Genomic DNA, 22,659 nt, shown 5'->3' with positions numbered 1-22,659 from the left:
GGCTGGTCCGGAGGCAGGCCCGGGCCGGAGGTGGCCGAAGGCCAGGGCGAAGCCCCAAAGCCTCCGGGGTGGGCCTGCCGCAGGGCCTGCAGGCCGCCCCCGTCAAGCGCCGAGGGGACCCACACACCACGGGACCCACCCCCGAAGCGAGCAGGCCCCCACACCGGGCACCCACCCCGAAGCCCCGCCCCACCACGCCCCCGAGGCAAGCCCGCCGCCGCAAGCCGACCGCGGCGAACCGGCCGCGGCGAACCGCCCGCGGCGAACCGGCCGCGGCGAACCGGCCGAATCCCCAGAACCGAGCCCGCCCCCTCCCCCTCTCCCTCCAGAACCGCGCCCGCCCCATCCCTCCTCAGAACTGCGCCCGCAACCAAGTCCAGAAGCCGTCCCGCAGTTCACGACGCAGGTCGGCCTGGCCGCGCAGCGAGTAGTGGAGCAGCGCCTCGGCCTCCACCAGGAGCTCCTGGTCCACAGCCCCCGGCAGGTACGGGTGACCGGGCAGGAGTTCCGCGAGCGCCGCCGGCCCCTTCGTCGCGAGCCAGCCGGCGGCTATGCGCGCCCCTACGAACCGCACGTCCTCGCGGCCGGGCCGGGGCAGCCCCTCGCCGTCCGGCTCACCACCCAAGGGCGCCCGCCGGGTGACGTACGGCTTGCAGAACTCGAGGTCGAAGACCCGCTGGCTGTCCACCTCCCACAGCAGCGCCTCGGCCTGGTTGCGGCCGTCGCGGGCCTCGATCCCCCAGAGGTGGACGCGCGCGCCGTACCCCTGGGCCGCCTCGACCGCCGAGACGAGGTCCTCGTCGCCGCCGACGAGGGCCGCGTCGCTGATGGCGCGGTGCCGGGCCAGGGACTCCAGGTCGGTGCGGATGAGGGAGTCGACGCCCTTCTGCTGGTTGCTGGCGTTGAGGTTGCCGAGCCTGACCTTCACGTCGGGCAGTTCCGCGATCGACTGCTGCTCGACGGTGTGGATGCGGCGCCGGGCACCGTCGTACCAGTACACACGCAGCAGCCTGCTGTCGGCGAAGATCGTGCGGGCCTTGTCGATGAGGGCCTCGATCAGGCCCTCGGCGTCGAGGTCGAAGGACCGGCGGTCCTCGGTGCCGGCGACCAGGCGGCCGACGGACGCGTAGACGTAGCCGGCGTCGACGAAGATCGCATGGGTCGACGGGGTCTTCGCCACCTCGGCCAGCATGCGCTCGAGCAATTCGTTCGTGCGCTCCACCCGTCCCGCCAGCTCGGCGAGACCGGGCGGCTCCGGTCCCTCACCGGGCCCCACGCCCGCACCAGCACCGGCGCCCACACCGGCGCCCATGCCCGCACCCGGATCCAGACCCGCACCCGCGTCCGGGCCCGCCACCTGCGACGGCTCGTTCATCGGACCCCCTGGACAGGACTCCACAGGACGGACGGGGCTCCACTGGACAGAACACCCCCGCCCGGTTGTCATTGTGACGGAGGACACAGGTCCGGTCTCCTCAGGACCTCGGTATTTAGCCAAGGAAAAAATTTCCTTAGCGTAGGGAATGTTTGCGTCTTACACTTCGTTATCCCCTGTGCAAGGAGCGAGACAGACGAAGGGAGAAGCCCATGCGCTTCGAGATTCTGCGCCTGGACGACATCGACGGCACCCCCGTGGACCGGACCGTCGTCGACGCCGCCTCCGTCAACGGCATCGTGCAGCAGGCCGCCGCGATCGGCCAGCGCATCTGGATCCGCCCGGCCGACACCACGGCCTCGTAACAGGCGCACTCGAGCTCCGGGGCACTCCCGTCCCGGCTCATTCACGCCGCAGACGCCGAAGCGCCCCGTACCACCATGGGTACGGGGCGCTTGGCATGTCCGGCCACAATCCAGCCGCCCGCGATCCAGCCACCCGGAATCCGGCGACTCAGGACCGGCGGCCCGGACTCAGGCCTTCTGGACCACCTGAAGCACACCGTTGATGATCTGCTGCACGGCGATCGCGGAGAGCATCATGCCCGCGAGCCGCGTCACCAGCACCACGCCGCCGTCCTTGATGACCCGGATGATCACGAGCGAGTAGCGCATCGTCAGCCACAGCACCACGTGCATGGCGAGGATCGCGGCCCAGACCGACACCTGCGCGCTGAAGCCGTCGGCCCGCTGCACCGCGAGGATCACGGAGACGATCGCACCCGGGCCGGCCAACAGCGGCATGCCCAGCGGCACCAGCGCCACGTTGACGTCCTTGGTCTGCTTCGGCTCGTCGGTCTTGCCGGTGAGCAGGTCGAGGGCGATCAGGAGCAGCAGCAGACCACCCGCGATCATCAGCGCGGGCACCGAGACGTGCAGGTAGTCGAGGATCTGCTGGCCGCAGATGCCGAAGACGGCGATGACGCCGAAGGCGACGCAGACGGCCTGGAACGCCATCCGGCGCTGGACCTTGGTGGCCCGGCCCGAGGTCAGGGCCAGGAAGATCGGGGTGATCCCCGGGGGGTCCATAATCACAAAAAGGGTGAGAAAGAGGGATCCGAAAACGGCAAAGTCGAACACAGTGATGGCCTTGCGAGAAGTTGTCGTACAAACAGGAGTTCAGAGAACGGGGCGGCTGCGCGGGGCGCAGCCGGACGGGCCGCGGCAGGACGACGGGACGCGGCGGAGCCACGTCCCGCGCCGGCGGAATGCGGCGGGGCGAGCGGTACGGGTGGGGGCGGACGGTCGTACGGGCGGTCCCGCCGCATCACCCGCTGCGCGCCGCGGCGGACCGCCACCGCGGCGGACGGCGGGCAGCCGGTCCGGACGGGGGGCCGACCGGGGCGTGCGGGAGGGGGCGGGGGGCCGTACGGGGCTCAGCCGCCGGCGCGTCCGCCCGCGCCCGGCACCGGGAAGGCGCCGGTGGCACGGCGGGTGATCTCGCCGTAGATCTCGGGATCGGTGGTGTACTCGCCGAGCCGGCAGGTCTTGCGGCTGCCGTGGTAGTCGCTGGAGCCGGTGGCCAGCAGGCCGAGGTCGGCGGCCATGCCGCGCAGTCGGACCCGGGCCGCCGTGTCGTGGTCCATGTGGTCGACCTCGACGCCGTCCAGGCCGGCGGCCGCCAGCTCGGCGATCACGCTCTCCGGCACGACCTGGCCGCGCTTGACGGCGAGGGGGTGGGCGAAGACGGTCACGCCGCCGGCCGCCTTGACCAGACGGATCGCGTCGAAGGGGTCGAGCTCGTGCTTCTCGGCGTACGCGCGGCCGCCGTCGGCCAGCCACTCGGGCGTGAAGGCGTCCGAGACGGTGGCCACGACGCCCAGTTCGACCAGGGCGGACGCGATGTGCGGACGGCCCACCGAGGCGTCGCCGGCGATCCGGGCCACCTGCTCCCAGGTGACCGGCACGCCGAGCTCCTGGAGCTTTCCGACCATGGTGCGGGCGCGCGGCACGCGGTCGTCGCGGACCAGTTCGCGCTCGCGGGCGAGCTCGGGCTCCTCGGGGTCGAAGAGGTAGGCGAGCATGTGCATCGAGATGCCGTCGACGCGGCACGACAGCTCGGCGCCGGTGACGAGCGTGAGCCCCTCGGGCAGTGCGGCGACGGCCTCGGCGTGGCCGCGGACCGTGTCGTGGTCGGTCAGCGCGACGACGTCCAGCCCGGCGGCGGCCGCGTTGCGGACCAGCTCGGCGGGGGTGTCCGTACCGTCCGAGGCCGCGGAGTGGGTGTGCAGGTCGATGCGCACGGCGGCACGGCTCCCGGTGGGCAGGACGGACGGGGGACACTTCAGAATAACCACCCCGCACGCCCCGGACCGCCCCGAACGCCCCCTTCGCCCTTGAGATCCCGGACACCTTCGGTCGAGGACCGCGACCGGCCCCGGCCGCGCCCGCCCCCAATCCGAACCCGCGCCCGGGCCCGCCCCCGGCCTCCCTCGGTCGAGGACCCGCTCGGTCGAGGATCCGCTCAGTCGAGGATCCGCGGCGACAGCGCCCCGATCGGCAGCAGGTCCACCTCGGCCCCGGCCTCCCGGAGGTCGGTGAGCACGAGCTCGTCGTACAGCAGCAGCCCCGACTGCTCCGGCCAGACCACGGCCCACAGCCAGAGCCCCAACGCCTCGCCCGCGAACACCGCCCGGTCCCCCGGCGTGCCGGAGACGTGCCAGAGCGGGGTGGGCCGGCCGGCGGCGATCACCTTGGCGTGCGGGGTCGAGGACACGTCGATGTACGGGCCGGGGTCCGGGCCGTCCACGCCGGCGTACCGGGCGCCGAGGCCGACGCCCAGCTCCTCCGCGATCAGGAGGAGTTCACCCATTCCGCCGACGGGACCGGGGCCCGAGCAGGCCACGGCGGTGGCGCGGCCCCCGTTGCGGTCGTCGCCCGCGGAGGCGACCCCGGTGAACAGCCAGCCCAGCGGCAGCGGCCACGGCATCCAGACCGGGACCTGCGCACGCTTGGTGACGACGTTGAGGCCCTCGACACTGGGCGGGATGACCGGCTGCAGGGGATGGACGGCGCCGTGCACCGCGCACTGCCAGGAGTCGGAGAAAAGACCGGGCGGCCTGACCCGGCCACCGCACTTCGGGCAACTCGGTTCGCCCCTCATAGGGCCCCACGCTCCTCCCCGGCCGCCGCCGCGTCAAGGGACGATCACCCGTCCGGATCCGATGCGTACCCCCCGTGGCCGGGGTCAGTCACATCCCACTGTCCTAGTCCACCCGGTCGAGCCGTCCAGTGCACGTACCGACGCGGGCCCGGTCGGAATACGCAGGCCCCGACCGCCCGGCCGGACGCGTACGCACCCGGACCGGGCCTCCCGCGAGGGGGCGGTGCGTCAGTCGAGCGGAACCGACGTGCGACGCGGGTCGCGCAGGTCCGTACCGTGGGTGAGCCAGCGCTCCTGGAGCGCGGCGGCGCCGTGCACCCGCTTCCACGCGGCCTCGTTCCGGGTCATCGGCAGCAGCGGCAGGAACCGCACCGGCTCGAGCGGCTCGTCGAGTTCCAGGTCCTCGACCAATCCGCCGGACTCGGCGACGAGCACGGAGGTGAACGGCGCCCCGGGCCACAGCGGTTCGCCCGTGTCCAGCGAGGCGCCGGAGGCCACGACCAGACCCTCCACCTGCGGGGACGCGGCCAGTACCGCGAGCGGCCGGAGCACCTTGTCGGTGTCGGCGAGCCCGGCCCGTACGGAGAGCACGAGTTCGGCGCGGGGCCCGCGCAGCGGGTCGGCCACCATGTCGTTGGGATCGGTCATGGGCCGTTCGGACATGCCCAGGGTCGCGTACCGGACGACGTCCCCCGCAGTGAAGCGGAGGACTTCGATCCGGTCGGTGCCGAGGAACGTGATCGCGGCTCGGGCGTCGGGTTCGCCGAGGGCCGTGCGCAGCCGCGCTTCCACGAGAGCGAGAACTTCTGCCATGCGGCGAGCATAGAACGCCTATTGGGAGGGTAAAGGCGCGCGTCTGAGGGACTGTCGGCTGATACTGTTGACAGCTGGTTCGGGCAACCGCCCAAGGCGGTCGTCACGCCCCGACCACAGGACACCCCTTACGAGGGCCCGGCCGGAGGAGGTGGGACTGCGATGGACCGAAGTCGATCGTGCAGTACCAACAGCTCTTCCGCAGTGGTCTGCCCTCCGGCTGATGACCGGTTCTGACCCGGCCTGACCGCCCCTCAGCCCGCGAGCGCCCCGGCGCTCCGAGCCGCAGGAGCCCCCGGCCCCCCTCGGACCCGGATCCGCCCGCGCACGCCCGGTTCAGGGACGAACCGGCGCGAACCAGGCTTTTCACCCGGCACCCCCACGGCACTCCCGCGCGCTCCGGTCGCGGATCCCCGGCCCGCCCCAGGTGGGGCCCGGTGGTCCCGTGCGGAGGGCCGCGCGCGACGGAAGAGCGACGGAACACCGCCCCGACCGCCCGCCCTCCCGCTCGCCGCCCGCACGCGCGGCGGAGGGACTCCCCGTCAGCGGCCCCGCAGGCCGCGCGAAGGAGCCTGCCATGTCGATGATCCGTGACCTGCGCGCCGTGGTGCGCCCCGCACTGCGCCCCGCCTTCCGCAAGACCAGCCCCGCCTACAGCAACTACGACGCCACCCGCGACCCGTCGGCCAGCAGCGCGGTCGTCGACTGCGCCGTCTACCGCGACGGCCGCCGGGTGCAGCGCGGCGTGTGCCTGACCCCGCGCGAGGCGATGCGGCAGGTGCGCGACGGCGGCGGATTCGCGTGGATCGGGCTGCACGAGCCGACCGAGGAGGAGTTCGCCGGGATCGCCGCGGAGTTCGGGCTGCACCCCCTGGCGGTCGAGGACGCGGTGCACGCCCACCAGCGGCCCAAGCTGGAGCGGTACGACGACACCCTCTTCACCGTCTTCAAGACGATCCACTACGTCGAGCACGCCGAACTCACCGCGACCAGCGAGGTCGTGGAGACCGGCGAGGTCATGTGCTTCACCGGCCCCGACTTCGTCATCACCGTCCGGCACGGCGGCCAGGGCTCGCTCAAGGAGCTGCGGCACCGCCTCCAGGACGACCCGGAGCTGCTCGGCAAGGGCCCCTCGGCCGTGCTGCACTCCATCGCGGACCACGTCGTCGACGGGTACCTCTCGGTGGCGGCCGCGGTGCAGGACGACATCGACGTGGTGGAGACCGAGGTCTTCGCCGCCCCCGCCAAGGGCAGCCCGCGCGGTGTGGACGCGGGCCGGATCTACCAGCTCAAGCGCGAGGTGCTCGAGTTCAAGCGGGCCGTCACCCCGCTGCTGCGGCCGATGCAGCTGCTCAGCGAGCGGCCGATGCGGCTGGTGGACCCCGACATCCAGAAGTACTTCCGGGACGTCTCCGACCACCTGGAGCGGGTCCACGAGCAGGTCGTCGGCTTCGACGAGCTGCTGAACTCGATCCTCCAGGCCAACCTCGCGCAGGCGACCGTCGCCCAGAACGAGGACATGCGCAAGATCACCGCGTGGGCCGGCATCATCGCCGTCCCCACCATGATCTGCGGGGTGTACGGCATGAACTTCGACCACATGCCCGAACTGCACTGGAAGTACGGCTACCCGATGGTGATGGGCGCGATCGTCGGCATCTGCTTCACCATCCACCGGGCGCTGCACCGCAACGGCTGGCTCTGAGTCGGGCGCGCCGGCGGTGAGCCGGCGGTGGCGCGGCGGGCCGTGCAGCGGCTTGGCTGATTCGCCCCCCTGACAGGTCGTCGGAGAGCGCCGACCCTGGGCTTGGCGTCCCCGCGACGCCGGATGCGGGGGTGCGGACGGGTGTCGGGCGAGGCGGCCGGGCCGGACGGGGTACCGGTACGGGGAGGGGCCACGGCGGCCGCGGACCCGCTCTGCGGGCCGAAGTACCTGGTGCTCGGGCCGCTGGAGCTGCGCCGCCACGGCGTCCCGTGCACCCCCACCCCCCGCAAGCTGCGGGCCCTGTTCGCCCTGCTCCTGCTGCACGCCAACCAGCCGGTGGCGGCGGAGTTCCTCATCGACGAGCTGTGGGGCGGCCGGCCCCCGCGCTCGGCCCCGTCCGCCCTCCAGATGTACGTGTCCGGGCTGCGGCTGGTGCTGGACCCGGGCCACCGCCTCGCCGGCGGCGACGCCCGCCGCCACCCGGTGCTGCGCACCTCGGCCGCCGGCTACCTGCTCGCCGTCGGCCCGGGCGAGCTCGACCTGCACGTCTTCCGGGACCGGGCGGCCCGCGGCCGCGAGCTGCTGGCCCGGGGCCGGCGGGCGGCGGCCGGCCAGGCGCTGCGCTCGGCCCTGGCCCTGTGGCGGGGGCGGCCGCTGGGCGACCTGGGCCGGTCCGGGCTGCCCCCGTACTACGCGCAGCGGCTCACCGAGGAGCGGCTGGCCGCACAACGGGACCTGCGCGCGACGCTCAGCGGCGCTTCTTCTTCCGCTTCAGCAGCAGCTTGGGCAGGGCCGCCGGAATCGGCCGGCGCGTGACCGCCGGGGACCCCAGCGGAGTGGCGGCGAGCGACGAGCCGGGCATGTCGGCATGGACGCCGAGCGGCTCCAGGCGCAGCACCCGGCACTCGCGCGCCCAGCGCTCGGTCATCGTCTCGGAGTCGGGCGCGTTGAGCCGCTTGCCCTTGAGTTCGGCGACCGCGGCCTCCCAGGCCTCGCTGCCCGGAGCGACCTCGGCCACCCGGGCGGTCCAGGCGACGATCCGACCGCCCTTGTCCTTGCTCCGTACGGTGACCTCGGCGGTGGCACCGTCGGCCAGGCCGGGGAACGGCTGCTCGCCGGGACCGTCGCCCAGCACGCACGCGGCGCCGTCCACCCACGCGTGCCACAGGCCGCGGGCCGGGCCGGTGCCCTGCACCCAGATGAGGCCGGACTTCTTGGTGGCCTCCTCGACGAGGGCCTGATCGAGCAACGTCAGCGTCATGAGGGTCAGCGTAGGGGGTGCGCGGCCCCCGGCCCGCAGCCGGTCCGACCAGCCGGACGCTCAACGGGTCACCGTCCACACGAGAGTGCCGCCCTGTGGTGTGCCGCGAGTCTCCGTCTCGGGGGAGTGCCGTCGCCTGGCGCACGCCGCACCACGGGCCCCGTCCGCGAGAGAGCGCCGCGCTGTGGTGTGTGGGGGTGGCCGAAGGCCAGGGGCGGAGCCCCCTTGCCCCAGGGGTGGGCCTGCCGCAGGGCCTGCAGGCCACGGGCAGTCAAGCGGCGAGGGGACCCGCACACCACGGCGCGGCCCCCGGACGGCCCCTGAACGCTCCCCCATGACGCGGCCCATCCACGAAACCGACCCCCCGCAGAACCACCCGCCCCACTCACCCCGCTGGCAACGAACTCCCGTAGTCCACCGTGTCCCCCTTGGCCGGCGGCTCCAGCGCGAACGGCTGGCCCCAGTCGGCGAGCTCCACCACGCCGGCCCCGCCGGCCCGCTCCATCCGCAGCGGGTACGGGGTACCGAGCAGCGAGACCGCGAGCCGGCCGCCCTCGCCCTTGTCGCCGGTGACCTGGATGGCGCGGGTGTTGCCGACCCGGGTGTACGCGCCCTTCTCCAGCTTCCCGTGCAGCCCCAGCAGGCCGTCGAGCAGCACCCGCATGTCGGTGAAGCCGCGCAGCTGCTTGTACGAGGCGTCGGCCGCCGGCACCTTCACGAACTTGTCGCCCAGCTTGTCGGCGGCGGTGGCGGCGTCGCCCGAGGGCTCGGGCGCCTCGGGGGACTCCTGCGCCCCCGCCGCTCCCTCCGCCTCCTCCTTGCGGTGGTGGTCCCAGAACGCCGCGTCGGCCTTCAGGTAGAGCGTCTCGCCCAGCCGCAGCAGCTGGAAGGTGGAGTCCTTCGACTTCACCTCGCCACTGGCCCCGTCCGCCTTGAGCCGCATGTCGAGCGTGAAGGTCTTGCCCGAGACGACCACCGTGCCGGACAGCCGCACCGAGTCCGCCCCGGTGGCCGCCGCACGCGCCTTGCTCTCGATCTTGTCGGCGGAGAGCTTGCCGACCCCGTTGGTGCCCTCGTCGGGGTCGGCTCCGCAGCCCGTGGTACCGGCGACGGCCAGCCCGGCGCACAGGGCGCCGAGCAGGGCTGCGCGGCGGAGCCGGACGGCCGGGGAGAACGGGGTCACGGGCGGGCTGCCTCTCGTCTGTCGAAGTGCAGCAGGCAGCGTACCGGGGCTCGTGCTGCGGCTGTACGGCACCATCCCCTCCGGAGGCCCCCACCAGGGCGTCTCCCGGCCGCTGCGGCTAGCCTGAAGGCCGACAGCAAGCCCGTACGGTCTCCGGACGGGGCACCGGACGGGGCACGACACCCCATCAACGGCACCGGATCCCGCGGCCGGGGTCCGACAGGCACCGCGGCAACGGTTCAGGAGGAGGCGCACGGATGGCAGCAGGCGCCCCCAGGATCTTCGTCTCGCATCTTGCGGGTGTGCCCGTCTTCGACCCCAACGGCGACCAGGTCGGCCGCGTGCGCGACCTCGTGGCGATGCTGCGGGTGGGCGGCCGCCCGCCGCGGCTGCTGGGCCTGGTGGTCGAGGTGGTCAGCCGGCGCCGCATCTTCCTGCCCATGACCCGGGTGACGGGCGTGGAGTCCGGCCAGGTCATCACCACCGGCGTCGTGAACATGCGGCGCTTCGAGCAGCGCCCCACCGAGCGGATGGTGCTGGGCGAGCTGCTGGACCGCCGGGTGACCCTGGTGGGCACCGGCGAGGAGTGCACGGTCCTGGACGTCGCGATCCAGCAGCTGCCGGCCCGCCGTGACTGGGAGATCAACCGGGTCTTCGTGCGCAAGGGCAAGGGCGGAGCGCTGCGCCGGCGCGGCGAGACCCTGACGGTGGAGTGGTCCGCGGTCACCGGGTTCTCGCTGGAGGAGCACGGGCAGGGCGCCGAGAGCCTGCTGGCGACGTTCGAGCAGATGCGCCCGGCCGACCTGGCGAACGTCCTGCACCACCTGCCGCCCAAGCGGCGGGCGGAGATCGCCAACGCCCTCGACGACGACCGGCTCGCGGACGTCCTGGAGGAGCTGCCCGAGGACGACCAGATCGAGATCATCGGCAAGCTGAAGGAGGAGCGGGCCGCCGACGTCCTGGAGGCCATGGACCCCGACGACGCGGCCGACCTGCTCTCGGAGCTGCCCGCCGACGACCAGGAGCGGTTCCTGACCCTGATGCAGCCCGACGACGCGGCGGACGTGCGCCGGCTGCTGTCGTACGAGGAGCGCACCGCGGGCGGTCTGATGACCACCGAGCCGATCGTGCTGCGCCCGGACGCCACGGTCGCCGACGCCCTGGCCCGGGTCCGCCAGCAGGACCTGTCCCCGGCGCTGGCCGCCCAGGTGTACGTGTGCCGGCCGCCGGACGAGACCCCGACGGGCAAGTACCTGGGCACGGTGCACTTCCAGCGGCTGCTGCGCGACCCCCCGTTCACGCTCGTCAGCTCGATCGTGGACAACGACCTGCCGCCGCTGCGCCCGGACGCCTCGTTGCCGGCCGTGACCAGCTACCTGGCCGCGTACAACATGGTGGCGGTTCCGGTCGTGGACGAGAGCGGCTCGCTGCTCGGTGCAGTCACGGTCGACGACGTGCTCGACCACCTGCTGCCGGACGACTGGCGCGAAACCGACTTCCACGACAGCGACGTAGGCCAGTCGGGCGGGGCGGAGGAGCACGCACGTGGCCACTGACCGGGGCCGGGAGACCGCGGCCGACCGCCAGGAGCGGGCCGAGAAGACGGCGGCGGGCTCCACCCGCTCGCGCGTGCGCCTGGACCTGCCGCGGGTGCGTCGGCGGGCCCTGCTGCCCGAGTACGATCCGGAGGCCTTCGGCCGGTTCTCGGAGCGGATCGCGCGCTTCCTGGGCACGGGCCGGTTCATCGCCTGGATGACCGTCGTCATCATCCTCTGGGTGGTGTGGAACATCTTCGCGCCGGTCAGCCTGCGTTTCGACCAGTACCCCTTCATCTTCCTGACCCTGGCGCTGTCGCTGCAGGCCTCGTACGCCGCCCCCCTGATCCTGCTCGCGCAGAACCGGCAGGAGGCCCGCGACCGGGTCACCCAGGAGCAGGACCGCAAGCAGAACGAGCGGTCCATCGCCGACACCGAATACCTGACCCGGGAGATCGCGGCGCTGCGCATGGGGCTGGGCGAGGTCGCCACCCGCGACTGGATCCGCTCGGAGTTCCAGGACCTCATCAAGGAAATGGACGAGCGGCGCCTATTCCCGTCCGAGAGTGACGAAGGCGACCGCTAGCGGCCTTTCCACGGCTCTGCTACTGGGCCGTACCATCGGGGCATGGCTACCGATACCCCCTCCGCTGCCGTGCCCACGCAGGACGCGGTCCTCGAAGCGCTGGCGACGGTCAACGACCCCGAGATCCACAAGCCGATCACCGAGCTCGGCATGGTCAAATCGGTGGAGATCGGCGACGGCGGTTCGGTCGCGGTCACGGTCTACCTGACGGTGTCGGGCTGCCCCATGCGCGAGACGATCACCAGCAACGTGCGCGAGGCCGTCGAGCGGGTACCGGGCGTCACCGGCGTCTCCGTCGACCTCGACGTGATGAGCGACGCCCAGCGCAAGGAGCTCGCGGCGGCGCTGCGCGGTGGCCAGGCCGAGCGGGAGGTGCCCTTCGCCAAGCCCGGCTCGCTGACCCGCGTCTACGCGGTCGCCTCCGGCAAGGGCGGCGTCGGCAAGTCCTCCGTGACGGTCAACCTGGCCGCGGCGATGGCCGCGGACGGCCTGAAGGTCGGCGTGGTCGACGCGGACATCTACGGCCACAGCGTGCCGCGCATGCTCGGCGTGGACGGCAAGCCCACCCAGGTCGAGAACATGATCATGCCGCCGTCCGCGAACGGCGTGAAGGTCATCTCCATCGGCATGTTCACCCCCGGCAACGCCCCGGTGGTGTGGCGCGGCCCGATGCTGCACCGCGCGCTCCAGCAGTTCCTCGCGGACGTCTTCTGGGGCGATCTGGACGTGCTGCTCCTCGACCTGCCGCCGGGCACCGGCGACATCGCGATCTCGGTCGCGCAGCTGGTGCCGAACGCGGAGATCCTCGTCGTCACCACCCCGCAGCAGGCCGCGGCCGAGGTCGCGGAGCGGGCCGGCTCGATCGCCGTCCAGACCCACCAGAAGATCGTCGGAGTCGTGGAGAACATGTCCGGGCTGCCGTGCCCGCACTGCGACGAGATGGTCGACGTCTTCGGCACGGGTGGCGGCCAGCTGGTCGCGGACGGCCTGACCAGGACCACGGGCGCCACGGTGCCGGTGCTGGGCCAGATCCCGATCGACGTGCGCCTGCGCGAGGGCGGCGACAACGGCCAGCCGGTCGTCCTCGCCGACCCGGACTCCCCGGCGGGTGCCGCGCTGCGCGCCATCGCCGGCAAGCTCGGCGGCCGCGCCCGCGGTCTGTCGGGCATGTCGCTGGGGATCACCCCGCGCAACAAGTTCTGACGCACGCGCGGGGCCGGCGGTCGTTCCGCCCCGCGCCGCGTGACACGGGCGTCGCTCCACCGGAGCGGCGCCCGTCGTCGTATCCCCCCTGCCCTGCTAGGTGTACGCGCCGAGGTCCTTGACCTGCGAGAACGCCAGTCCGTACGCGCTCATCCCGCGCCCGTAGGCGCCCAGGTGCACGCCCGAGGCCGTCGACCCGGCCAGCACCCACCCGAACTCGGACTCGCGGTAGTGGAACGGCGTCGGCACCCCGTCCACCGGCAGCGACAGCGTCGACCAGTCCGGCCCCCGGAGGTCGTCGGCCAGCTCCCACGCGGTCTCGGTCTGCTGGTCCAGCCAGTCGCTGCGCCTGGTGTGGTCCATGCTCCCGGGCCAGGTGAAGGCCAGCAGGCCCGACCCGGCCAGCCAGGCGGCGGAGGAGACGGAGGTGGCCTCCAGCACGCCGGTGCCGTCGCCGCTGCGCCGGTTGGGGTTGCTGGCGACGGTGATGACGACGGCGAAACGCTCGCGTTCGGCGGCGGTGGCCTCGCTGCGCACCGCCGGCTCCTCGCCGTGGCCGACCGAGCCGTGCTCGACCGTGCCGTCCGCGCCCGTACCGACCTGCATGAGCCAGCGGGGGCCGGTGAAGGCCTCGTCGAGTCCGTACCAGGGGAAGTCGGCCCGCAGGTAGCCCTCGGCCGTGCGGCGCGCGGCGGGCACCCCCTGCGTCTGCTGCGTCTGTTGCGCCTGCCGTGTGGCCGGCTGGTCGTCCGCGCCCGGTTCGGCCTCGTGGGCCGGCGGGGGCTGCGGGGCCGGCTGGGCAGCCGGCACCGGCTGGTTCTGTTGAACCGCTACCCGACTCGTGGTCTCCATCAAGGCCGCCTCTCGTTCCGTGGTGTCCGGCAGCGGCCCGCCCCCCTCGGGCGTCCTGCGATCCGGACAGGATGGAGGATAGCCATCCGAGTCCGGCACGCCGGGCAGGACGGGCTCGGGGCGGCGTCGATGTCGAGCGTCGGGTCGGACGGAGTCGGCGGGGGGCGTCAGGTCGCGTCGACGTCGAAGCGGGCCGGCTCGACGGCGGGCTTCTTCGTGAGGTCCGGCCCGGCGACCTGCGGGGCGCCCGACTGCGGGGCGTCGACCGCCGCGGTGGAGCCGCCGTCCTTGACGGTGTCCGCGACCTCGTTCAGCTCCTTGCGGAGGTCGAGGCTGCTGCGGATCTCCGCGAGGTCCTCGTTCTCGGTGAGCTGCTTGCGGATGAAGGTCTTCGGGTTCAGGTCCTCGAACTCGAAGTCCTTGAAGTCGGGCCCGAGTTCGGCGCGGATGTCCTGCTTGGCGCTGTCGGAGAACTCGCGGATCTTGCGGATGAAGCGCGAGACGTCCTGGATGACCTTGGGCAGCTTGTCGGGGCCGAAGATGAGCACGGCGAGGACCACGAGCGTCACGAGCTCGAGTGCGCCTATGTCGTTGAACACCTTGCCGCTCCTCGGTTATCTCACTGCGGGCCCGCACAACGGTACCCGCCCGCTCTAAGGAGCCGGTACTGCGTGCGGGTATTCACCCGCTCGTCATGATCCGTTCCGCCCCGCGGATGACCCGAACGGCGCGCACCCGCCCGGGCCCCCGCTCACGATCCGTCGGCCGACCCCAGGACGAGGCGCACCTCACGCTGGCGGCCGCCGCGCAGCAGGGTGAGCGTCAGCGGGTCGCCCGGCCGGTGGGCCCGGACCTTGATGATGAGTTCCTCGCCGCTGTGCACGCGCGTGCCGTCCACCCGGGTGATCACGTCGCCCGGACGGATGCCGGCCTTGGCGCTGGGCCCGCCGGGCACGACCGGCGACTTGCCGGCCGCGTCCTTGGCGCCGACCCGGGCGCCGTCACCGGTGTACTGCATGTCGAGGGTGACGCCGATCACGGGGTGGGTGGCGCGGCCGTGCGCGATCAGCTCCTCGGCGACGCGCTTGCCCTGGTTGACCGGGATGGCGAAGCCGAGGCCGATGCTGCCGGACTGGTGCGGGGTGCCGTCGTCGTCCTTGTCGCTCTCGTTGGCGGCACGGATGGCGCTGTTGATGCCGATGACGCGGCCGCGGGCGTCGAGGAGCGGACCACCGGAGTTGCCGGGGTTGATCGGGGCGTCGGTCTGGAGGGCGTCGACGTACGAGACGTCGCTGCCGTCGCCCTTGTCGCCACCCGCGGTGATGGGGCGCTCCTTGGCGCTGATGATGCCCGCGGTGACGGTGTTGGAGAGGTCGAAGGGGGCACCGATGGCGACGACGGGGTCGCCGACCCGGACGCCGTCGGAGTTGCCCAGCGGCAGCGGGCGCAGCCCGTTCACGCCGGTGACCTTGACGACGGCGAGGTCGTAACCGGTGTCGCGGCCGACGATCGTGGCGGCGGCGGTCTCGCCGCCGCTGAACGTGACCGTTATCCGGCCGCCGGCCGCGGCGGCCTCGACGACGTGGTTGTTGGTGAGGATGTGGCCGCGGCCGTCGAGGACGAAGCCGGTGCCGGTGCCCTGTTCGCCGCCGCCCTGGACGTGCAGGGTGACCACGCCCGGAAGCGCGCCGGCGGCGATCCCGGCCACGCTGTCGGGCGCGGGGGCGGGCCGCTCCGGGCCGGCCTGCGCGAGGGTGATGCCGCCGGACGCACTGCGCTCGGCCCAGACGCCGATCCCGCCGCCGATGCCGCCGGCCACGAGTGCGAGCAGGACGGCGCCGACGACCAGACCGCCCGCGCGGCGGCCGGCCCGGGCCGGCTTCCCGGTGCCGCCGTCGGCGACCTGCAGCGGCGCCGCCCACGGGTCGTACCGCTGCCCGGGCGCGGTGGCGTACGGGTCGGCGGGGGCGGCCTGCGTTCCGTACGGGTCGCCGTGCGCGGGCTGCGCCTGCGGTGCGAGCACCTCGTCGGTGGCGGGCGGCGCGAAGGGGTCGCGCGGAGCCGGGGGCGCGGGGGCCTCGCCGGGGAGCGGCTCGGGAGCCGCGGGGGCGTCGGGGGCCGGGGCGGCCCCCACCCCCGAGGCCGTGGCGGCGTCGGCGTCCACGACGTCCACGACCGTGGTCTCCGGCTCGGGAGCCGTGGCGGTGTACGGCATCACCGGGGTGCGGTCGGACTGCCGCGGGGACGGCAAGGGGGTCTCGCGGGGCGACGGCGCCGTGGACTCGTCGGGACGGCTCCACCACTGCGGCTGCGGCTGCAGCTGCTGCGTGGTGTCCGCCGACTCCGTGGGCCGGCCGTCGTTCATGCGCTACTCCCCCGACGAGGCTGGGCGCACCGCGGGGCGGGCACGCCTGCCGAGGATTCAACCAGGTCGGCGGCGCCAGGTCCCCCTTCGGGGGATAGTCCCCCACCCCGCCCCTTCCCGAAACCGTGGCTTGCGACCACGGCCGCCGCCCTCGGGGCGGAGCCCCGGACCCGGGCGCTCCGCGCCGGGTGCGCTCAAACGCCGCGCAGGCTGAATACCCCAGCCACCAAGCCCCCGACCCCGACGCCCCACACCAGCTGCGCTCAACCCCGCGCAGGCTGAGTGCCCCCGCGACCGCGACACGGTGCCGCGCCGTGGTGTGTGGGGGAGGTGCTTGACGCGGCATGGCAGGCTGGTCCGGAGGCAGGCCCGGGCCGGAGGTGGCCGAAGGCCCAAAGCCTCCGGGGTGGGCCTGCCGCAGGGCCTGCAGGCCATGCCGCGTCAAGCACCGAGGGGACCCACACACCACGGTGCGGCCCACGAAGCGAGCTGCCCCGACACCGGCCGCCACCAGAGTGCGGCCGCCAAGGCCAAGGGCGGCGACCCACCACCGGGGCAGCATCGAAAACGCCAGCAGCAGAAGCTCGCGACGGGAGCCCCCGCACCAGCCCCAGGAGCGAACCCCTCAGCGCCGGAACGTAGCCGGAGTAGGGATCGCCGGAAGGTTGGCGGGGTGGGCGCTGGGGGCGGCCGGGGTGCGGCGGGGGTCGCGGCCGTCGAGGACCTGACGGTCGGAGACCGACAGGAGGCCCGGCCGGACCGGGTTCACGCCCTCGCCCCGCGGGGCGGCCGGGTCACCGAGGGAGTCGACCGGACCCGCGCCGCCGAGGGCGATGGCGGCCAGCGACACTGCTCCCGCGGCGGCGAAGGCGAAGCGACGCCCGCGCGCTCCCCCGCCCCGCTGCGCCACGCCGACCTCGTGCACCGGGAAGGCGAAGCGCGTCGGATCGGGCTCGGTGTCGGGGCCGATCTCCCGTACCGGGAAAGCGGACCGGACCGGGTCCAGGTAGCCGCCGTCGCCCCCGCCCGGCAGCATCTGCAGGCGCGCCAGCAACCCCTCCGACGGCGGCGGCGGGGCCGCCTCGACGAAGAGGCTCTTCAGGCGGCGCTGCGCATCGGCTTCCGCCTTGCAGCGCGCGCACGTCGCGAGGTGCGCGAGCACCCGCTCGCGCGTGTCATGGTTCAACTCCCCGTCCACCAAGGCGGCGAGCCGGTCGCCCAGATGGTGCTCCGCAGGAGACGGACTGACTCCGCTCACTCGGCTCCGCCCTCTCCTCCCACCGTCGCCAGCGCCCGCTGCTCGGCCCGGACCTCCGGCGAGCGGTGCTTGAGCGCCTTGCGCAGGTGCGAGCGCCCGCGGTGGATACGGCTGCGCACGGTGCCGAGCTTCACGCCCAGGGTCGCGGCGATCTCCTCGTACGACAGCCCCTCGATGTCGCACAGCACCACGGCCGCGCGGAACTCGGGCGCCAGCGTGTCCAGGGCCTGCTGGACGTCGGCGTCGAAGTGCGTGTCGTGCAGCACCTGCTGCGGGGACGGCTCGCGGCTCGGGAGCCGCTCGGCGGCGTCGTCGGCGAGCGCGTCGAAACGGATCCGCTGCTTGCGGCGGACCATGTCCAGGAACAGGTTCGTGGTGATCCGGTGCAGCCAGCCCTCGAACGTGCCCGGGGTGTAGGTGGAGAGCGACCGGAAGACCCGGACGAAGACCTCCTGGGTCAGGTCCTCGGCGTCGTGCTGGTTGCCCGTGAGTCGGTAGGCGAGCCGGTAGACCCGGGCACTGTGCGTGCTGACGATCTCCTCCCATGAAGGAGGGGTCCACGCCTGCGAACCCGCATCTGCGGCAAAGGTCGCGGTGGTTGCGGTGGGAGCGGAGTGGAAACGGTCAGCGATGTCGGTCACGGATTTCGGCTCACCTGCTGACCTGAAGAGACGTCTGATGACGCCGCCACGATCCACAGGCGCAGCCGCACCTCCCCTGTCGGCTCTGGTGGTGTCCAGTGGAGCCCCTACCATAGCCACCCCGTCCGTCAGCTCCGGATAAGCGTTTTTGCGTTAACTTTGCATAAAGAGCGCGGCCTCGGTCCGCCGCGGGTCCCTCACACCCCCACAACGCCCGGTCCCATCTGCGGGTTCCCGCGCCCAGCGGATACAGTCACCGTTGCGCCAACTAAGGGGACAGGAGAGGGCCATTACCGGCAACCGGCAGACGAGCTGGGCGTTCGCCGACGCGTTTGTCCCCGAGGACGACGCGCTGCGGTGGGCCCGCGACCGGGCGAGGGAGGCGGGCCTGCGCCCGGTCTCCCCCGGCACCGGCGCCGCGCTGCGCCTGCTCGCCGCCACCGCGGACGCCAAGGCGGTCGCGGAGATCGGCACCGGAACCGGAGTCTCCGGTATCCACCTGCTGCACGGCATGCGCCCCGACGGCGTCCTGACCACCGTGGACCCCGAGCCCGACCGGCAGGCCTTCGCCCGGCAGGCGTTCCGGGCGGCCGGCTTCGCGGGCAACCGCGCCCGCTTCATCCCCGGCCGGGCCCTCGACGTGCTGCCGCGGCTCGCGGACGGCGGATACGACCTCGTGTTCTGCGACGGGGACCCCACCGAGTCCCTGGACTACCTCGCTGAATCGTTGCGCCTGCTGCGGCCCGGCGGGCTGGTCTGCTTCGAGGGGATCTTCGCGGACGGGCGGACCGTCGACTCGGGCCTGCAGCCCGTGGAGGTCCTGCGGGTCCGGGAGCTGCTGCGCACGGTGCGGGAGAGTCCGGCCCTGCAGACCGCACTGCTGCCGGTGGGCGACGGGCTGCTCTGCGCGGTCCGCCGCTGATCCGGGGGACCGGCGGTCCGGGCAGCCCCTGATACGGGCGGTCGCCGACCCGGGCAGCCCCTGAGACAGGCGGCCACCGGTCCGGCGCGGTCGCCGATCCGGTACGCCGCCGATCGGTGCGGCCGCCGGTCCCGGCGGCCCCCGGAGGGCGGACACAACACTGCCCCGGCCGCACGGGGCGGCCGGGGCAGTGCAGAGATCCAGAGTGGCCGGAGCGTCAGCCGACGACCTGCTTCAGGGCGTCACCGAGGGCCTCGGCCTCGTCCGGGGTCAGCTCGACGACAAGCCGACCGCCGCCTTCGAGCGGTACGCGCATGACGATGCCCCGCCCCTCCTTGGTGACCTCGAGCGGGCCGTCGCCCGTCCGCGGCTTCATGGCCGCCATGCTCGTTCCCCTTCCTGAAACCAGCTCATCGTCAGCCGACGGCCCCATTCAGGCGCCTAGTACCCGGCATCGAACACATTGCTTCCAAGCCATTATCCCGCATGTCAGGACCCGATGACCAACATCGGCTGGGAACGACTGTGCAACGCGCTCGACCAAAACCACTCATTTCGGGGATCCAGCTGCGATACTTCGCCGCCCCGTCCGACGGCTGCGGCGCCACGCGCGGACGCAGTCTTTGACGCACATCACATGCCCGGTCCCGGCGATCTCCGCCATGCTGACCCTGTACCGGCCGGTACAGAGAGCCGGCCGGGTCCGCGACGGAGGGGACACCACCTGACATGGCCGACACCGTGCTGTACGACGTGACCGACGGGCTCGCGACGATCACGCTGAACCGCCCGGACGCGATGAACTCGCTGAACACGGAGCTGAAGGTCGCCCTGCGGGACGTGCTGCGCGAGGCCGGGGCCGACCCCGCCGTGCGTGCCGTCCTGCTGACCGCCACCGGGCGGGCCTTCTGCGTGGGCCAGGACCTGAAGGAGCACGTCGGGAACCTGCAGGCCGCCCGCGAGTCCGGCGAGGGCAACGCGCTGAGCACGGTGACCGAGCACTACAACCCGATCGTCCGGGCGATCACGGAGATGCCGAAGCCGGTCGTCGCCGGAGTGAACGGGGTCGCCGCCGGCGCCGGCTTCGGCCTGGCGCTGGCCGCCGACTACCGGGTGGTCGCCGACACCGCCGGCTTCACCACCGCCTTCGCCGGGGTCGGCCTGTCCGCCGACTCGGGCCTCTCGTGGACGCTGCCGCGGCTGATCGGTACGAGCCGGGCCGCCGACCTGCTGCTCTTCCCGCGGTCGATCTCCGCGCAGGAGGCCGAGGCGCTCGGCATCGTGAACCGGCTCGTGCCGGCCGCCGAGCTCGCCGACACCGCTGCCGAGGTGGCCCGCAGGCTGGCCGACGGCCCGACGGTGGCGTACGCCGGCATCAAGGAGGCCCTGGCGTACGGGGCGGGCCGCTCGCTGGCGGAGGCGCTGGAGAAGGAGGACGAGCTCCAGACCCGGTCCGGCGCCTCCGAGGACCACGCGATCGCGGTCGCGGCGTTCCTGGCGAAGGAGAAGCCGAAGTACGTCGGGCGCTGAGCCGTGTGGGGGGGGCGGGTGCGGGACGGTGCCCTGCGGGGCCCGTCCCCGACCCGCCCTTCCCCCGTTCCCCGGGGCTCCGCCCCGGACCCCGCGCCCCGAACGCCGGCGGGGCTGGCGGGCGCCCTCCCGCTCACCGTGCCGTGCAGTCCACCAGGTGGTCGTTGACGAGGCCGCAGGCCTGCATGAGGGCGTACGCCGTGGTGGGGCCGACGAAACGGATGCCGGCCTTCTTCAGGGCCTTGGACAGGGCGGTGGACTCGGGCGTCACCGCCGGTACGTCCGCGAGGGACCGGGGCGCGGCCACCGGCTCCGGCGCGTGCGACCAGATCAGTTCGTCCAGCTCCCCCGGCGCCCAGCCGGCCAGCACCTTCGCGTTGGCCAGGGTGGCCTCGATCTTGGCGCGGTTGCGGATGATCCCGGGGTCCGCCAGGAGCCGCTGCGCGTCCGCGTCCGTGAACTCGGCCACCGCCTTGATCTCGAAGCCCGCGAACGCCGTCCGGAAGCCCTCCCGGCGGCGCAGGATCGTGATCCACGACAGCCCGGACTGGAAGGCCTCCAGGCACAGCCGCTCGTAGAGCGCGTCGTCGCCGCGGACCTCCTTGCCCCACTCCTCGTCGTGGTAGGCCAGGTAGTCCTCCGCCGACAGGCCCCAGGGGCAGCGCAGCCGCCCGTCGGGTCCGGCCACCGCACCGCTGCTCATCGCCGTTCCTCCCCCTGCGGACCGGTGCCGCCGGCACCGCCGCTGCCGCCCTCGTGGCCGGGGTCCGCGTCCCAGCCGGTGTCCCGCCCGAACGGGCCCGGTGCGCCGCCGTGGCCCGGGTCCCCGCCGGCGTCCCGCTTGAACAGGTCCGGCCCGCCGACCGCCGTGGCCTGCGCGCCCGCGAGGGCCACCTCGAGGTCCGCGATCCGCGCGTCCCGCTCGGCCAGCTCGGCGCCCAGCCGCGCCAGTACGTCGTCCACCTCGGCCATCCGGTAGCCGCGGGCCGCCACCGGCAGCCGCAGCGCCTCTATGTCCGCCCTGGCGACCGGCCGGGCCGGCGGCAGCGCGTCGGCGATCCGCTCCGGCTCCGCCTCCGGCAGCACCGCCTCCTCCCCGCCGCCCACGACGGCGAGGGTGACCCCGGTGACGACCACGACCAGCGCGATCAGCAAGAACCAGAACACGATCAACTCCCCACTGGCGGACTGTCCGGTCCGATCGTGCCATGCGGGTACGGCGGTTAAGGTCACAGGCGACGGATCGAGAAGGGAAAACAGGGGATGCTGCGACTGGGCAGGCGTGAGTTCGGCGCGCACGAGCCGGTGATCATGGCGATCGTGAACCGGACCCCGGACTCCTTCTACGACCAGGGCGCGACGTTCCGCGACGAGCCCGCGCTCGACCGGGTCGAGCAGGCGGTCGCCGAAGGTGCCGCGATCATCGACATCGGCGGGGTCAAGGCCGGGCCCGGCGAGCACGTGGACGCCGCCGAGGAGGCCCGCCGCACGGTCGGTTTCGTGGCCGAGGTGCGCCGCCGCCACCCCGACGTGGTGATCAGCGTGGACACCTGGCGGCACGAGGTCGGCGAGGCGGTCTGCGAGGCCGGGGCCGACCTGCTCAACGACGCCTGGGGCGGGGTGGACCCGAAGCTGGCCGAGGTCGCGGCCCGGTACGGCGCGGGGCTGGTCTGCACGCACGCGGGCGGGGTCGAGCCGCGGACCCGGCCGCACCGGACGTCGTACGAGGACGTGATGGCGGACATCCTGCGCGTGACGGTGGGGCTGGCCGAGCGGGCCGCCGCGCTCGGTGTGCCGCGGGAGTCGATCCTCATCGACCCGGGCCACGACTTCGGCAAGAACACCCGGCACTCGCTGGAGGCGACCCGGCGGCTGCCGGAGATGACCGCCACCGGCTGGCCGGTGCTGGTCTCCCTGTCCAACAAGGACTTCGTCGGCGAGACCCTCGACATGCCGGTCAAGGAGCGCCTGCTGGGCACGTTGGCCACCACCGCCGTCTCGGCCTGGCTGGGCGCCCAGGTGTACCGGGTGCACGAGGTCGCCGAGACCCGGCAGGTCCTCGACATGGTGGCCTCGATCCAGGGCCACCGGCCCCCGGCGGTGGCCCGCCGGGGACTCGCCTAAGGCGGTCGACCGGCCGGAGTCCGGGCCGCGCGGCCGAGCGGCTGAACGCCCCACTCCGACGGCTCGCCGTTCGAGCCGCGCCCTTCCGCCGCCGGCGGGCGGGGACGGAGCACCGGAGGCCCAGGAAATGGTTTGCCGGACCGG

Annotated in this window: 24 protein-coding genes; 9 read left to right on the top strand and 15 right to left on the bottom strand. The window is 73.5% G+C overall.

Annotated elements, in window-relative coordinates; all coding sequences use genetic code 11:
• Positions 1-352 precede the first annotated feature (352 nt).
• A complete protein-coding gene (locus ACIQCH_RS26620) occupies positions 353-1,312 on the bottom strand; it encodes an NYN domain-containing protein (RefSeq protein WP_402584851.1) in 960 nt (319 codons plus the stop codon).
• A 275-nt stretch (positions 1,313-1,587) separates the two neighbouring features.
• On the opposite strand from ACIQCH_RS26620, the gene ACIQCH_RS26615 reads away from it, so the two are divergent.
• A complete protein-coding gene (locus ACIQCH_RS26615) occupies positions 1,588-1,740 on the top strand; it encodes a hypothetical protein (protein ID WP_402584843.1) in 153 nt (50 codons plus the stop codon).
• A 168-nt stretch (positions 1,741-1,908) separates the two neighbouring features.
• On the opposite strand, the gene ACIQCH_RS26610 is transcribed toward ACIQCH_RS26615, so the two are convergent.
• From ACIQCH_RS26610 to ACIQCH_RS26595, 4 genes are all read right to left on the bottom strand, one after another.
• On the bottom strand, positions 1,909-2,514 hold the full coding sequence (locus ACIQCH_RS26610) for a MarC family protein (protein ID WP_402584841.1): 606 nt from the start codon (positions 2,512-2,514) through the stop codon (positions 1,909-1,911).
• Positions 2,515-2,810: 296 nt separating this feature from the next.
• Entirely contained in the window at positions 2,811-3,677 is an 867-nt protein-coding gene (locus ACIQCH_RS26605; RefSeq protein WP_402584839.1) for a PHP domain-containing protein, read from the bottom strand.
• Positions 3,678-3,898: 221 nt separating this feature from the next.
• The gene (locus tag ACIQCH_RS26600) at positions 3,899-4,537 is read right to left on the bottom strand and encodes a DUF6758 family protein (protein ID WP_402584837.1); all 639 of its coding nucleotides are present in this window, start codon (positions 4,535-4,537) and stop codon (positions 3,899-3,901) included.
• A gap of 228 nt (positions 4,538-4,765) precedes the next feature.
• The gene (locus ACIQCH_RS26595; RefSeq protein WP_402584835.1) at positions 4,766-5,350 is read right to left on the bottom strand and encodes a suppressor of fused domain protein; all 585 of its coding nucleotides are present in this window, start codon (positions 5,348-5,350) and stop codon (positions 4,766-4,768) included.
• Between the two features lie 577 nt (positions 5,351-5,927).
• Between ACIQCH_RS26595 and ACIQCH_RS26590 the strand changes: the two genes are divergently transcribed.
• Both ACIQCH_RS26590 and ACIQCH_RS26585 read left to right on the top strand, forming a co-directional pair.
• Positions 5,928-7,055, top strand: coding sequence for a magnesium and cobalt transport protein CorA (locus ACIQCH_RS26590; protein ID WP_402584834.1), 1,128 nt, complete (start codon positions 5,928-5,930; stop codon positions 7,053-7,055).
• Between the two features lie 141 nt (positions 7,056-7,196).
• Positions 7,197-7,871: a BTAD domain-containing putative transcriptional regulator gene (locus ACIQCH_RS26585; protein WP_402584832.1), complete on the top strand. Its 675-nt coding sequence runs from the start codon at positions 7,197-7,199 to the stop codon at positions 7,869-7,871.
• Here ACIQCH_RS26585 and ACIQCH_RS26580 read toward each other — a convergent pair.
• Together ACIQCH_RS26580 and ACIQCH_RS26575 are read right to left on the bottom strand one after the other, a co-directional pair.
• Positions 7,804-8,316, bottom strand: coding sequence for a hypothetical protein (locus tag ACIQCH_RS26580; RefSeq protein WP_402584830.1), 513 nt, complete (start codon positions 8,314-8,316; stop codon positions 7,804-7,806). The two genes, ACIQCH_RS26585 and ACIQCH_RS26580, sit on opposite strands and share 68 nt — an antisense overlap.
• Positions 8,317-8,701: 385 nt before the next feature.
• On the bottom strand, positions 8,702-9,499 hold the full coding sequence (locus ACIQCH_RS26575; protein WP_402584828.1) for a hypothetical protein: 798 nt from the start codon (positions 9,497-9,499) through the stop codon (positions 8,702-8,704).
• Positions 9,500-9,756: 257 nt separating this feature from the next.
• Between ACIQCH_RS26575 and ACIQCH_RS26570 the strand changes: the two genes are divergently transcribed.
• From ACIQCH_RS26570 to ACIQCH_RS26560, 3 genes are all read left to right on the top strand, one after another.
• Positions 9,757-11,055, top strand: a complete 1,299-nt coding sequence (locus tag ACIQCH_RS26570; protein WP_402584826.1) for a magnesium transporter MgtE N-terminal domain-containing protein — start codon at positions 9,757-9,759, stop codon at positions 11,053-11,055.
• 73 nt (positions 11,056-11,128) lie between these two features.
• Positions 11,129-11,620 (top strand): DUF1003 domain-containing protein, encoded by a 492-nt coding sequence (locus ACIQCH_RS26565; RefSeq protein ID WP_402584849.1) that lies wholly within the window; start codon positions 11,129-11,131, stop codon positions 11,618-11,620.
• A 42-nt stretch (positions 11,621-11,662) separates the two neighbouring features.
• On the top strand, positions 11,663-12,823 hold the full coding sequence (locus tag ACIQCH_RS26560) for an Mrp/NBP35 family ATP-binding protein (RefSeq protein ID WP_402584824.1): 1,161 nt from the start codon (positions 11,663-11,665) through the stop codon (positions 12,821-12,823).
• Positions 12,824-12,919: 96 nt separating this feature from the next.
• Here the strand turns inward: ACIQCH_RS26560 and ACIQCH_RS26555 are convergent, their stop codons facing one another.
• From ACIQCH_RS26555 to sigE, 5 genes are all read right to left on the bottom strand, one after another.
• Positions 12,920-13,675 carry a hypothetical protein gene (locus ACIQCH_RS26555; RefSeq protein ID WP_402584822.1) on the bottom strand — a complete coding sequence of 252 codons (756 nt, stop codon included), beginning with the start codon at positions 13,673-13,675 and terminating at the stop codon, positions 12,920-12,922.
• Between the two features lie 167 nt (positions 13,676-13,842).
• Positions 13,843-14,274 carry a sec-independent translocase gene (locus ACIQCH_RS26550; RefSeq protein ID WP_402584820.1) on the bottom strand — a complete coding sequence of 144 codons (432 nt, stop codon included), beginning with the start codon at positions 14,272-14,274 and terminating at the stop codon, positions 13,843-13,845.
• Positions 14,275-14,426: 152 nt separating this feature from the next.
• Positions 14,427-16,040 (bottom strand): S1C family serine protease, encoded by a 1,614-nt coding sequence (locus ACIQCH_RS26545; protein WP_402584818.1) that lies wholly within the window; start codon positions 16,038-16,040, stop codon positions 14,427-14,429.
• Between the two features lie 625 nt (positions 16,041-16,665).
• Entirely contained in the window at positions 16,666-17,298 is a 633-nt protein-coding gene (locus tag ACIQCH_RS26540) for an anti-sigma factor family protein (protein WP_402584816.1), read from the bottom strand.
• Positions 17,295-18,053 (bottom strand): RNA polymerase sigma factor SigE, encoded by a 759-nt coding sequence (gene sigE, locus ACIQCH_RS26535; protein ID WP_402584814.1) that lies wholly within the window; start codon positions 18,051-18,053, stop codon positions 17,295-17,297. The genes ACIQCH_RS26540 and sigE overlap by 4 nt, the downstream gene beginning before the upstream one ends.
• A gap of 145 nt (positions 18,054-18,198) precedes the next feature.
• Between sigE and ACIQCH_RS26530 the strand changes: the two genes are divergently transcribed.
• Positions 18,199-18,861: an O-methyltransferase gene (locus ACIQCH_RS26530; protein ID WP_030203970.1), complete on the top strand. Its 663-nt coding sequence runs from the start codon at positions 18,199-18,201 to the stop codon at positions 18,859-18,861.
• A gap of 217 nt (positions 18,862-19,078) precedes the next feature.
• Here the strand turns inward: ACIQCH_RS26530 and ACIQCH_RS26525 are convergent, their stop codons facing one another.
• Positions 19,079-19,246 carry a DUF3117 domain-containing protein gene (locus ACIQCH_RS26525; protein ID WP_006346801.1) on the bottom strand — a complete coding sequence of 56 codons (168 nt, stop codon included), beginning with the start codon at positions 19,244-19,246 and terminating at the stop codon, positions 19,079-19,081.
• A 344-nt stretch (positions 19,247-19,590) separates the two neighbouring features.
• Here ACIQCH_RS26525 and ACIQCH_RS26520 point away from each other — a divergent pair, with 344 nt between their 5' ends.
• A complete protein-coding gene (locus ACIQCH_RS26520; protein ID WP_030203967.1) occupies positions 19,591-20,391 on the top strand; it encodes an enoyl-CoA hydratase/isomerase family protein in 801 nt (266 codons plus the stop codon).
• A gap of 133 nt (positions 20,392-20,524) precedes the next feature.
• Here ACIQCH_RS26520 and ACIQCH_RS26515 read toward each other — a convergent pair whose 3' ends face one another.
• Both ACIQCH_RS26515 and ACIQCH_RS26510 read right to left on the bottom strand, forming a co-directional pair.
• Complete coding sequence (locus ACIQCH_RS26515) at positions 20,525-21,094, bottom strand: DNA-3-methyladenine glycosylase I (RefSeq protein ID WP_402584812.1); 570 nt, start codon at positions 21,092-21,094, stop codon at positions 20,525-20,527.
• A complete protein-coding gene (locus ACIQCH_RS26510) occupies positions 21,091-21,558 on the bottom strand; it encodes a DivIVA domain-containing protein (RefSeq protein ID WP_402584811.1) in 468 nt (155 codons plus the stop codon). Before ACIQCH_RS26510 ends, ACIQCH_RS26515 begins: the two co-directional genes overlap by 4 nt.
• A gap of 96 nt (positions 21,559-21,654) precedes the next feature.
• Between ACIQCH_RS26510 and folP the strand changes: the two genes are divergently transcribed.
• Entirely contained in the window at positions 21,655-22,515 is an 861-nt protein-coding gene (folP, locus tag ACIQCH_RS26505) for a dihydropteroate synthase (RefSeq protein ID WP_402584809.1), read from the top strand.
• Positions 22,516-22,659: the final 144 nt, after the last annotated feature.

This window comes from Streptomyces sp. NPDC093225 (assembly GCF_044753805.1).
Taxonomy (GTDB): domain Bacteria; phylum Actinomycetota; class Actinomycetes; order Streptomycetales; family Streptomycetaceae; genus Streptomyces.
This window is presented reverse-complemented; position numbering and strand designations above follow the sequence as displayed.

Bases quoted from the DNA above. Each gene is read 5' to 3' on its own strand.
- ACIQCH_RS26620 (WP_402584851.1), bottom strand. From the start codon at position 1,312: ATGGGCGCCGGTGTGGGCGCCGGTGCTGGTGCGGGCGTGGGGCCCGGT.
- ACIQCH_RS26615 (WP_402584843.1), top strand. From the start codon at position 1,588: ATGCGCTTCGAGATTCTGCGCCTGGACGACATCGACGGCACCCCCGTG.
- ACIQCH_RS26600 (WP_402584837.1), bottom strand. From the start codon at position 4,537: ATGAGGGGCGAACCGAGTTGCCCGAAGTGCGGTGGCCGGGTCAGGCCG.
- ACIQCH_RS26595 (WP_402584835.1), bottom strand. From the start codon at position 5,350: ATGGCAGAAGTTCTCGCTCTCGTGGAAGCGCGGCTGCGCACGGCCCTC.
- ACIQCH_RS26590 (WP_402584834.1), top strand. From the start codon at position 5,928: ATGTCGATGATCCGTGACCTGCGCGCCGTGGTGCGCCCCGCACTGCGC.
- ACIQCH_RS26580 (WP_402584830.1), bottom strand. From the start codon at position 8,316: ATGACGCTGACGTTGCTCGATCAGGCCCTCGTCGAGGAGGCCACCAAG.
- ACIQCH_RS26570 (WP_402584826.1), top strand. From the start codon at position 9,757: ATGGCAGCAGGCGCCCCCAGGATCTTCGTCTCGCATCTTGCGGGTGTG.
- ACIQCH_RS26560 (WP_402584824.1), top strand. From the start codon at position 11,663: ATGGCTACCGATACCCCCTCCGCTGCCGTGCCCACGCAGGACGCGGTC.
- ACIQCH_RS26555 (WP_402584822.1), bottom strand. From the start codon at position 13,675: ATGGAGACCACGAGTCGGGTAGCGGTTCAACAGAACCAGCCGGTGCCG.
- ACIQCH_RS26545 (WP_402584818.1), bottom strand. From the start codon at position 16,040: ATGAACGACGGCCGGCCCACGGAGTCGGCGGACACCACGCAGCAGCTG.
- sigE (WP_402584814.1), bottom strand. From the start codon at position 18,053: ATGGTAGGGGCTCCACTGGACACCACCAGAGCCGACAGGGGAGGTGCG.
- ACIQCH_RS26525 (WP_006346801.1), bottom strand. From the start codon at position 19,246: ATGGCGGCCATGAAGCCGCGGACGGGCGACGGCCCGCTCGAGGTCACC.
- ACIQCH_RS26520 (WP_030203967.1), top strand. From the start codon at position 19,591: ATGGCCGACACCGTGCTGTACGACGTGACCGACGGGCTCGCGACGATC.
- ACIQCH_RS26515 (WP_402584812.1), bottom strand. From the start codon at position 21,094: ATGAGCAGCGGTGCGGTGGCCGGACCCGACGGGCGGCTGCGCTGCCCC.
- folP (WP_402584809.1), top strand. From the start codon at position 21,655: ATGCTGCGACTGGGCAGGCGTGAGTTCGGCGCGCACGAGCCGGTGATC.